Annotated in this window: 7 protein-coding genes; 2 read left to right on the top strand and 5 right to left on the bottom strand. The window is 66.6% G+C overall.

Annotation, left to right across the window (positions count from 1 at the left end; genetic code table 11):
- Window positions 1–4: 4 nt before the first annotated feature.
- Window positions 5–1762 carry a ShlB/FhaC/HecB family hemolysin secretion/activation protein gene (locus PNI01S_RS23960; protein ID WP_084359468.1) on the bottom strand — a complete coding sequence of 586 codons (1758 nt, stop codon included), beginning with the start codon at window positions 1760–1762 and terminating at the stop codon, window positions 5–7.
- A gap of 372 nt (window positions 1763–2134) precedes the next feature.
- Here PNI01S_RS23960 and PNI01S_RS23955 point away from each other — a divergent pair, with 372 nt between their 5' ends.
- Window positions 2135–3370, top strand: a complete 1236-nt coding sequence (locus tag PNI01S_RS23955; RefSeq protein WP_084359466.1) for a dienelactone hydrolase family protein — start codon at window positions 2135–2137, stop codon at window positions 3368–3370.
- 26 nt (window positions 3371–3396) lie between these two features.
- A complete protein-coding gene (locus tag PNI01S_RS23950; RefSeq protein WP_084359463.1) occupies window positions 3397–4203 on the top strand; it encodes a PA3715 family protein in 807 nt (268 codons plus the stop codon).
- Between the two features lie 67 nt (window positions 4204–4270).
- Here PNI01S_RS23950 and PNI01S_RS23945 read toward each other — a convergent pair whose 3' ends face one another.
- The 4 genes from PNI01S_RS23945 to sbcD form a co-directional block, all read right to left on the bottom strand.
- Window positions 4271–4981: a Dps family protein gene (locus PNI01S_RS23945; protein ID WP_084359461.1), complete on the bottom strand. Its 711-nt coding sequence runs from the start codon at window positions 4979–4981 to the stop codon at window positions 4271–4273.
- A 145-nt stretch (window positions 4982–5126) separates the two neighbouring features.
- Window positions 5127–5582 carry an aminoglycoside 6'-N-acetyltransferase gene (gene aac(6') / locus PNI01S_RS23940; protein WP_084359459.1) on the bottom strand — a complete coding sequence of 152 codons (456 nt, stop codon included), beginning with the start codon at window positions 5580–5582 and terminating at the stop codon, window positions 5127–5129.
- Window positions 5582–9031, bottom strand: a complete 3450-nt coding sequence (locus PNI01S_RS23935) for an AAA family ATPase (RefSeq protein WP_084359457.1) — start codon at window positions 9029–9031, stop codon at window positions 5582–5584. Before PNI01S_RS23935 ends, aac(6') begins: the two co-directional genes overlap by 1 nt.
- Entirely contained in the window at window positions 9028–10248 is a 1221-nt protein-coding gene (sbcD, locus tag PNI01S_RS23930; protein ID WP_084359455.1) for an exonuclease subunit SbcD, read from the bottom strand. The genes PNI01S_RS23935 and sbcD overlap by 4 nt, the downstream gene beginning before the upstream one ends.
- Between the last annotated feature and the right edge of the window lie 4 nt (window positions 10249–10252).

Below are 10252 nucleotides of genomic sequence, written 5' to 3'. Positions count from 1 at the left end.
TTCCTCAGAAACTCAGGCTGGCGCTGAAGTAGGTGGAATCGCTGGGGCGATCGAGAAAATCCGGCTTCTCGAGAGGCCAGGCGTGGAAGACATCGAGGTTGAACACCCCCAGGGTGGTGCTGACGCCCAGCGCCGCGCCGGTCAGCTTGCCTTGCGGCAGGCCGGGCTCGCGGTTCCACACCTTGCCGTGGTCCAGCGCGACATAGGGCCGGATCTGTCCGGCCAGGCCCTGGCGCAGGGCGAAGCTGCGGTGCAGGTTGAGTTGGTTGCGCAGGAACCAGCCGTTGTCGCCCGACAGGCTTTGGTCCTCGAAGCCGCGCACGCTATAGAGGCTGCCGACGAGTATCTGCTCGGAGCCGTAGAGCACGTCCTGCGCCTTCTGCCCGGTGAACTGCGAGGTGAAGCTCCACGACTGGCCGAGCATCAGGAACGGCCGGAACCAGTTGGCGCCGTACTTGAACGCGGTGTACTGCGCACGGGGCGCGTAGTCCGGCAGGCCGGACGGGTCATCCAGCGCATCGAACAGTTTCAGGCCACGGGAAACCCCAGCGTTTACGGTGAACGAGCCGCCGAGCAACTGGGTGGTGAAGGACGAATCCAGGTCCAGCACGGTCAGCTTGCGACTGCTGACGTCCAGGTAGATGTCTTCCAGGTAGTTCTTGAAGTCCTTGCGGGTCAGCGTCGCCGACAGGTTCCACAGTGATTGCTGGCCGCGCCAGGCCACGTAGTCGGTCCGCAGCGAGTAGAAACTGGAATCGCCGCTGGTGCGCAACCGAGTGCCGCCGGCCGTACGGATGTGGCTGGCGTAATGGGTGTCGGAGGCATTGAAACTGACCGTGGCGTAGCCGAAAGGCACCACGTAGCTCAGGTTGCTCAGGTACGACGCGCGGCTGCCAGCGTCATAGGGCACGGCACGCCGATGGGTGAGGCTGAGGAAGTCGTTGAAGCCCAGCGGGTTGTCCAATGCCAGGTTGGCGCCGGCCTGGTTCTGCCCGGTGGAATCCTGGCCATAGTTGTCGTAGGTGAGGTTCAGTCGTGCCGGTCGCATGGGATGGTTGCTGAACAGCACCACACTGTCACCCGGCGCACTGCCCGGCGCGATGTCCATCACCGCGTCGTTGGAAGGCAGACGGTTGATCTGGTCCAGCGCCTGTTCGAGATCGCGCAGGTTCAGCGGCTTGCCGACCACCCCGGGCGCGACGTTGGGCACTGAGATGGAGCCGGCGCCGCCGTCCTCCACGCGGATCGTCTCGACCCGGCCCTCCTCCACGTCCACCGTCAGCGTACCGCCGGAAAGATCCTGCGCCGGCAGGTAAGCCCGCGCCGCCACATAGCCCTTGGCGATATACGCCGCGGTAATGGCCGACAGCACCTGCTCGATCTCCCGCACGCCCAGACACTTGCCTTGGTAGGGCTGCACCAGCAGGTCGACGCTAGAGGGGCGGATCAGCTTCGCACCGCGTACCTCGATAGAGCGGATATCCCGGCAGGGGCCTTCGGGCAGCTCCCGCGCCTTGCCGGCCGGAACCTGCAGGTGCGTGGGTGGCTCGGCGGAACTGCGGTCCTGTTGCTGTTGCTGCTGCAGGCGTTCGATCGTGTCGCGTTGCAGGCGGTCGGCCTGGCGCACCGCGTTCTCGATTACCGCACCCGGCCCGGCGGCATGGCCAGCGCCGGGCCACAATGCGGCGAACAGCAGAAGGGAACAGCGGCCGATCGTGCGCAGCGCGCTACCGATCATGGATGCACATCCTGGCAGGGACATCGTCGAACCTCTCCTCGGTTTGGGAACGCCCACCGCAAGACGCCGAGCAGACAGATGCCCGGTACGACGGGGAGCTGGGGGACGAGGAGAAGGCTGCCGTGGCAACGGCGCTCAGGAGATCGAAAGGGAGACAGCCACGACGGCTGCCATCAGCGGGCACGACGACTCGACCATGCCCTGGGTCTCTCCATGATCCTTCGAACTGCGTCCTTTGGGTGGGATCAGCTTAGGGAGGGCGGTGGCGGCGGCACATACGGCAAGTGTCGTATTTTTGAGACACCTTTGATGCGGGAGCACCGGTCTTTCCGATGCCGGTGAATACCGGAATAATCCCGTCCGACAGAACAACAACGAGCCAGACAGGAGTGGACCATGGGCAAGAGCATCAGCATCGCCGCGCGTGACGGCAGCGGCAGCTTCAGCGGTTATCTCGCGGTACCGGCCAGCGGGCGTGGCCCCGGCGTGGTGATCGGCCAGGAGATCTTCGGCGTCAACGCCAACATGCGCAGCATCGCCGACAGCTACGCCGAGGAAGGCTACGTCGCCCTGGTACCCGACCTGTTCTGGCGCCTGCAGCCCAACCTCGAACTGGGCTACAGCGAGGCCGAGTTCGGCCAGGCCATCGGCCTGTTCCAGCGCTTCGACGTGGACAAGGGCGTGGACGACATCGCCGCCGCCATGGACGCCCTGCGCGCGCTGCCGGAAGTAGAAGATCGCGGCATCGGCTACGTCGGCTTCTGCCTGGGCGGCAAGCTCGCCTACCTCACCGCCGCGCGCACCGACGCGGCCTGCTCGGTGGGCTACTACGGCATGGGCATCGAGCACCTGCTGGACGAGGCGCAGAACATCCGGGGTCGCCTGGTGCTGCACTTCGCCGAGCAGGACGTGTATTGCGACGCCAACGCCCGCGCGGCCATCGGCGAGGTGCTGGGCAAACTGCCGAAGGCGGAGATCTACAGCTACCCCGGCGTCGACCACGCCTTCGCCCGCCCCAACGGCATGCACTTCGACAAGCCCGCCGCGCTGATGGCCCACGAGCGCAGCATCGGCGCGCTCAAGCGCGAGATCGGCCCGGACTTCGACCTGTCGAAACTCTGGGAAGACCACATCCACCACGAATTCGCGGCCCGCGACGTGCCCGCGACCATGGCAACCATGGTCGCCCAGCCTTACGTCAACCATATCCCCACCATGACCGGCGGCGTCGGCCAGGACGAACTGGCGCGCTTCTACCGCAACCACTTCGTCCACGGCAATCCGCCGGACATGAAACTGGTGCCGATCTCCCGCACCGTCGGCGCGCTGCAGGTGGTGGACGAATTCGTCATGTGCTTCACCCACTCCACCGAGATCGACTGGATGCTGCCCGGCGTGCCGCCCACCGGCAAGTACGTGGAGATCCCCATGCTCGGCGTGATCCGCTTCCGCGGCGACAAGCTGTGCCACGAACACATCTACTGGGACCAGGCCAGCGTGCTGGTGCAGATCGGCCTGCTCGACCCTGCCGGCCTGCCGGTGGCCGGCGTGGAGACGGCGAAGAAGCTGCTCGACGAGAGCCTGGTTTCCAACACCCTGATGAACAAGTGGAAGGACAGCGACGGTCGCTGATCCTCCGCCCGCACAAGGAGCCACTGATGTACCCCATAGGGAAATGGACCTGCGCCGCGCTGCTGGTACTTGCCGGTAGCGTTGGCGCAGCTGAGCGCACCGCACAGCCCTGCGACGACGCCACCCTGCAGACCCTGGCCGGGCTGCTCGGCCAGCAGGGCTGGCAGGCACCGGAGTCCGCTGCGGCAACGCCGGTGGTCGCTGCTGCCTGCAAGGCCTGGCCGGATGATCCGAAGCTCGAAGTGGTCGCAGTCGCCTACAGCACGGCGGACGACAAGACCGAGCCCGGCGAGCGCAACCTGAACCTGCTGGTCGGCCAGTTCGACACGGCCAGCGGCAAGCTGGTGACGCGCGTCGACGACAGCATCGGCGAGGACGCCATGGTGGAGATCGACAGCTCCAGCCTGTGGCTCGACACCGCCCGCTATCGCCTGGCGCCGGATGTGCGCGGTTTCGGCCTGGTCATTGGCAGCGTGGCGCGCGGCGCGAGCTGCCCGGACGCCTGGTCCTACGACGACTTCAGCCTCTACGCGCCGCAGGGCGCCAAGCTCAAGGAAGTCTTCCGCACCTACCTGCGGCAGTGGACGACGTTGGAGGGCCAGACTTGCAGTGATCGGCGCACGGTCATCGAACGCTCGCAACTCACCCTGTCGATGGGCCAGGAAGTCCATCACGGCTATGCCGACCTGATCGTCACCTCAAAGGTGCAGCGCGAGTCGGCGGGTGAGAATGTCGGCGCCCCAAGAGTTGTGCGCAAGACCGTCAGCTTCGACGGCGAGCGCTATCCGTTCGAGGAATTTTCCACCTTCTGGCAGAGCCAGCCGGCACTGTAGGAGCAAGCGCGCTCCTACAAATACCAAGGCCGCCCGAAGGCGGCCTTGGTATTTCTTGTCGTACCGATCAGTGCCCGGTGTTATCACCACGGCGGCTGGTCTCGAAGAGGAACCAGGTGCGCTGCTCGGTCTCGTCGATCCAGTTCTCGATCAGGCTGGCAGTGGCGATGTCGTGGTACTCGTCGCACAGGCCATGGACCTCGCGCATGTAGGAGGTCAGCGATTTGTTGTCCTCCTGCAACTCGGCCAGCATGTCCAGCGGCTGCACGAACTCGGCATCGTTGTCGAGGATGCGCTTGAGGCGCGCGATATGGCCGATGGAGCGGATGGTGTTGCCGCCGATCTTGCGGTTGCGCTCGGCAATCGCGTCGGTCATCGCGAAGATCTCGGTGGCGTGGTCATCCAGCAGCAGGTGGTAGTCGCGGAAGTGTGGACCGCTCACGTGCCAGTGGAAGTTCTTGGTCTTCAGGTAGAGCGCGAAGACATCCGCCAGCAGGCGATTGAGCGCCGCAGACAGATCGCGGGTGGCGTTCTTGCTCAGGTCAGACGGCGTGGCCAGCGCGGGCGCACGGCGCGGGACGGCCTTGGCAGCAGCCGGTTTTGCGGCGGCAGGCTTGGCAGCGGCCGTCTTCGCAGCAGCGGGTTTGCTGGCAGCGGCCTTGGCGGCCGGCTTGGCAGCGGCCGGTTTTGCGGCAGGTTTGCTGGCCGCTTTCGCAGCCGGCTTCGCGGCGGGTTTGGCCGCTGCGGGTTTCTTCGGAGCCGATGCGGATTTCTTCATCACCAATCACCTCTACGAAAGATCACGATACCTGTGGATGCCGACCCAGGCGGGAGCGGCTGACTTACGCGGTCTTGAGCCTATCTCGCCTGACGTCGATTGCAAGTTGACCGCAGTGCCGCGCTCGCGTTCCTCCTGATGTGGATCAACCCCGCAGCGGCTTTCTGAAGTACACGACACGCTCGGTTTCGATGAAGCCCAGGGCACGATGAAGAGCATGGCTGTCGGTATTGTCGAGCGCCGCATCGGAAGCGAAATCCAGGCAGCCGAGCGCGCCGCCCCAAGCCTGCACCACGCCCACCAGAGCCCGCGCCACGCCTTGCCGACGGGCGTCTTCGCGGACGTAGATGCCCTCCAGAAACAACACCGGCGAGCCTTCCGTGCCGTTCACGTAATCGCTGCGCACAGAGGCCTCCGCCAGCCCCAGCGCCCTGCCCTTTTCGTCGCGGGCCAGCCAGGCGCCGTGGCGTTGCGGCTGCGCGAGGATGTCCCGCGCCTCCGCAACGAACGCGTCTGCATGATCGCCCGGCCAGAGTTGCAGACGCAGCTCGATCCAGTCGGGCAGATCCCGTTCTTCGCAGCGGTGCACGGAGAGGCCCATCAGGCTTTCTCCGGGTCGAATCGGAACTGCTGGTCGAGCTGGCTGTAGCCCATGCCAACGCCCTTGTGCACCTTGAGCTGCACCGGAATGCGCTCCTTCAGTGCCTCGACGTGGCTGATCACGCCAATCGTCTTGCCCGTGGCGTTGAGGCTGTCGAGGGCATCCAGCGCGACTTCCAGGGTCTCGCCATCGAGGGTGCCGAAACCTTCGTCGAGGAACAGCGAGTCGATGCTGGTCTTGTGGCTGACCAGGTCGGACAGCGCCAGCGCCAGCGCGAGGCTGACCAGGAAGCTCTCGCCCCCGGACAGCGTCTTGCAGTCGCGCGCCGTGTCGCCCTGCCAGGTATCCACCACCTCCAGCTCCAGCTCGCCATCGCTGCACCGCGCCAGCTGGTAGCGTCCATGCAGGCGCTGCAACTGGCGGTTGGCAAGGTGCACCAGGTGATCGAGGGTCAGGCCCTGGGCGAAGCGCCGGTAACGCGCGCCGTCGGAGGCGCCGATCAGGCTGTTGAGGCGCTGCCAGAGATCGTGCTCTTGCTCCTGCTTGGCGATATCCGCGAACAGGCTCTGCTGGCTGGCGCGACGGTTGTCGTCGCCCTGCAACTGGGCGCGGATTTCGCCCTGGCGCTGACCCAGCTCGCGCAACTGTGCAGCGAGCGCCTGCAATTGCAGGTCGAGTTCCTCCAGCGGCAGTTCGCCGTGGGGTTCTGCCTGCAAGCGCTCGACATCCTGCGCAGCAGCGGCACGCAGGGTGACGGCTTCGGTAATTGCCGTTTCCAGGCGCTGGCGCAGTTGGCTGAGTTCGCTGCGCTGGGCATCGTCCAGCAGCGCGGCAAGATAGGTCGACTCGTCGGCAAAGGGGCTCGCCGCCAGCGCCTGCTGCCAGCTCGCCAGGTGTTCGGCGAGACGTGCCTGCTCCTGCTCCTGCCGCTCGCTCAGCGACTGCTCACGGCCTCGCAAGGCATCGGCCTGGCGCTGGGCGGCCGCCAGTTGCTCCTCGGCCTGCACCAGTGCCTGTTGCGGCGCCGCGTGAATCACCAGAGGCAGGCGCGCATCGAAGCCGGCGGCCTGCCAGCGCTGCTGCCATTGCGCGGCGAGCTGTTGCGCCGTGCGGGCAGCCTGTTCGGCATCCCGCTCAGCGGCTGCCAGCTCCTGGCTGCGCTGCTGATCCTGCTGCCATTGCTGCCATTCTGCCGAGCGCTCGGCCAGCCAATGCTCGCCGTCTTCCGGCACGCTGTAGCCCAGCTCGCCGAGTGCGGCGGCCAACGCCTGGTCCTGCTGTAACAGGTCCGCGCGCTGGGCCGCGAGCTGCTGCGCGCGCTCTTCCTGGCGCTGGCGTTCATGGGTTTGCTGCTGGTCGAACAGCGCCAGTTGCTGTACGGCCTCGGCGTGATCGCGCTCGGCGCGCTGGCGTTGCTGTTGTGCCTGCTGGAGCTGGTGCCGGTGCTCTTCCAGGGTTTTCAGCTGCTGCAACAATGCCGTCAGCGAAGCCTCGTGGCGCTCGCGTTCGGCGTGGAGCTGCTGGTCGTCGTCCAGCGCTACCCCTTGTTCCGCGCAGAGTTGCTGCCAAGCTTGCTGATGCTGCACCAACGCGGCCCGCGCTTCGTCCAGCTGGCGCTGCCCCTGCTGCAATTGCGCCTCCAGCCCGGCCAGCTCGCCACGCAGGGCAATGCCCTCGCTTTCCAGCTCGGCCAATTGCTGGCGCGCCTGCTCCAGCGCCGCCTGTGTCGAGGACACATCCAGCGCCTGGTAGGCCGCCACCGCCGGGTGCTCCTGTGAGCCGCACAATGGGCACGCCTCGCCGGGCTGCAACTGCGCACGCAGGTGCTCCAACTGGTGAATGCGCTGTTCCTGCTGCAGGAGCTTTTCCTTGTCGGCAACCTGCTGCTTGGTCGTCTGATAACGCTCGCGCAACTCGACGATAACCGTTTCGCGCTCGGCCTTGCGCTGGTGCAGCGCGTCCAGCTCCGGCTGGCAGCGCGCCAGTTGCGCGGCGGCCTCGGCGCGGGCCCGGGCCAGTTGCTCCAGGCGGTCCAGCCCGCGGCTGTGCAATTGCCCCTGCTGCTGCCGCTCACGCAGCTCACCTTCGGTAGCGCCACCCAGCAACGCCGAGAGCTGCTGCTGATGCTGGCTCTCCTGCGCGCCCGCCGACTCGAACTGCTGCCGCATGAAGGCGACGTTGCCTTGCAGGGTCTGCCGTTGTGTCGTCGCGCTCTGCAATGCCTGGTCGGCCGTCTGCGCCTGCCGCTGCACGTCGGCGATGGCCTGGGCCAGACGCGAACGCTGGGCGAACTGTGCCCGCCAGCCGCCGAGCAGCTCACCCAGCTTCGCTCGCTGCGGGTACTGCGCCAGGCGCGCCTGCAGCTCCTGGCGCTGCTCGCCAAGGGCCTTGCGCTCGCCCTCGCATGCATCCTGCGATTGCTGAGCATATTGGTTCGCCGCCCACAGCGCCTGGGCGATCTCTTCTCGCCGGAGCGTCTGCTGAGCGAGATTGTCCTCCAGCGCCGTGCGGCCCTGTTCGACATTCTCCCGGGTGCTTCGCCAGGCCTGGTGCAAGGGCTGCAGACGAGCAGCGGGCTCGCTGTCCGCCAGGCGCTGCAGATCGGGTCGTGCCTGCTCCAGCGCCTCGCGGGCAGCGGATTCCTTCGCGCCGGCCTGCTCGACCTGCTGCTGAGCACGGCTGAGGTCTTCGCACCAGCGACGCTGCGCCTGGAGGGCCGACTGCTGCGCCTGCAAAGCCGCTTCCTGCACCGCAGCATCGCGCCCTTGCTGCTCCAGCTCGCCGCGCTGCTCGGCGCTGAGCAGTTCAACGCCGTCGGCGCGGGCGCGCAGTTGGTCCAGCGCGCCGCGAACTTCACGGGTGCGCTCGAAGACGCGCTGGGAAATCAGGCCGTAGATCTCCGTGCCGGTGAGCTCCTCCAGCAGTTCCGCGCGCTGGTTGGCGTTGGCCTCGAGGAAGGCGGCGAACCCGCCCTGGGCCAGTAGCATGGATTTGGTGAAACGCTCGAAATCAAGGCCGGTGAGGGTCTCGGTCTGCTTGAGCTTGTCGTTGATCTTGTCGGTGAGGATCTGCCCTTCGCCGGAGGCGCGGTCGATACGCACCAGCTCCACCTTTGGCGCCTGCAACGCGCCTTCGGCCTTGTCGCGGGCGCGACGCTGGCTCCAGAAGGCGCGATAGGGCTGCCCCTTCACCTCGAACTCGACTTCGGCGAGACAGTCGGCAGTATGCCGGGTCATCAGCTCATTGCCGCTCTGCGACAGCACGCTCATGCGTGGCGTACGGTGGTACAGCGCCAGGCAGATGGCATCGAGCAAGGTGGTCTTGCCCGCTCCGGTCGGCCCGGTGATGGCGAACAGGCCGTTGCCGGCGAAAGGTTCGGCAGTGAAATCGATCTTCCATTCGCCCTTCAGCGAATTGAGGTTCTTCAGGCGCAGGCTGAGGATTCTCACGAGCGTTCCTCCTGCAGGTCGGCGACGACCTGTCGGTATAGCCCGGTCAGTCGTTCGCGCAGCGCTGCGTCTAGTTCCTCGGCGTCCAGCCGCTGGCGAAACACATCCTCGGGGCTCAGCTCGTCGAGGGTTTCCTTCGCTTCGCTGAACAGCGCCGCCTGCGCGGTGCCGCGCTCGCGGCGGGTGCGCAGGACGATCACCGGCAGTTCTTCGCAAAGCTTCTCGACGCGCAGCTGGATGTCGGTCAGGTAGTCATCGGTGTGCACCATGACTTCCAGCCAGACGGGTTGCTCCGCACTGCCTTCGCGGGCGACGCGGGCCAGTTCGGCGGGCAGTTCGGCGAGGCTGCCGGACACCGATTTCAGCGGCTGGAAGCGCGGCACCGGCAGCGCGGTGACGCTGCGCAGGCCACTGTCATCCAGGTCCACCAGCAGTACTTCCTTGCCCTGTGTCGCCTCGTCGAAGCTCAGCGCAATGGGCGAGCCGCAGTAGCGGATGTGTTCCAGGCCGCCGACCTTCTGCGGCCGGTGGATGTGGCCCAGGGCGATGTAGTCCGCCGCCGGGAAGGCGCTGGTGGGAAAGGCTTCCAGGGTACCGACGTAGATTTCCCGCACCGACTCGCTGGCACTCGCGCCCACGGTGGTGAGATGGCCGGTGGCGATGATCGGCAGGTGCCGGCCGAGGGCGTCGCGCTGCGCCTCGGCGCGCTCGAACAACTCGCGGTAGTGCGCCTGGATCGCCTGCTGCAGCGCCAGTTGCTTGTCCTGCGCACTCTGTCCGGCCTGGCTGGTGAGCACGTCGCGTGGGCGAATGAAGGGGATAGCGCAGAGAATCGCGCCGGGCTGGCCGTCACGTTGCGGCAGCACCAGCAACTGGCGCTCGAGGTCGGTGCCGACCGCGGCGATCACCTGCGTATCGAGGCAGGCGAGCAGGTCGCGGGACTCCTCCAGCATCGCCACCGAGTCGTGGTTTCCACCCAATACCACCAGGCGAGCGCCGGTATCCCGCAGCTCGACGATGAAGCGGTTGTACTGTTCGCGGGCGTAACTGGGCGGCGCGCCGGTGTCGAATATGTCACCGGCGATGATCACCGCATCCACGGCCTGCTCGCGCACCTGTTCGATCAGCCAGGCGCAGAACGCCTGGTGCTCGGCCTCGCGGCTCTTGCCCATGAAATGCTGGCCCAGGTGCCAGTCGGAGGTGTGGAGAATGCGCATGCCG

This window comes from Pseudomonas nitroreducens NBRC 12694, assembly GCF_002091755.1.
GTDB lineage: Bacteria > Pseudomonadota > Gammaproteobacteria > Pseudomonadales > Pseudomonadaceae > Pseudomonas > Pseudomonas nitroreducens.
Note: the sequence above shows the minus strand (reverse complement) of the source record. Positions and strands in the feature narration are given on the sequence as shown.

What these genes read in the sequence shown, in the direction of transcription:
- PNI01S_RS23950 (WP_084359463.1), top strand. Translation starts at nt 3,397, where the DNA reads ATGTACCCCATAGGGAAATGGACCTGCGCCGCGCTGCTGGTACTTGCC.
- PNI01S_RS23945 (WP_084359461.1), bottom strand. Translation starts at nt 4,981, where the DNA reads ATGAAGAAATCCGCATCGGCTCCGAAGAAACCCGCAGCGGCCAAACCC.
- PNI01S_RS23960 (WP_084359468.1), bottom strand. Translation starts at nt 1,762, where the DNA reads ATGTCCCTGCCAGGATGTGCATCCATGATCGGTAGCGCGCTGCGCACG.
- PNI01S_RS23955 (WP_084359466.1), top strand. Translation starts at nt 2,135, where the DNA reads ATGGGCAAGAGCATCAGCATCGCCGCGCGTGACGGCAGCGGCAGCTTC.
- sbcD (WP_084359455.1), bottom strand. Translation starts at nt 10,248, where the DNA reads ATGCGCATTCTCCACACCTCCGACTGGCACCTGGGCCAGCATTTCATG.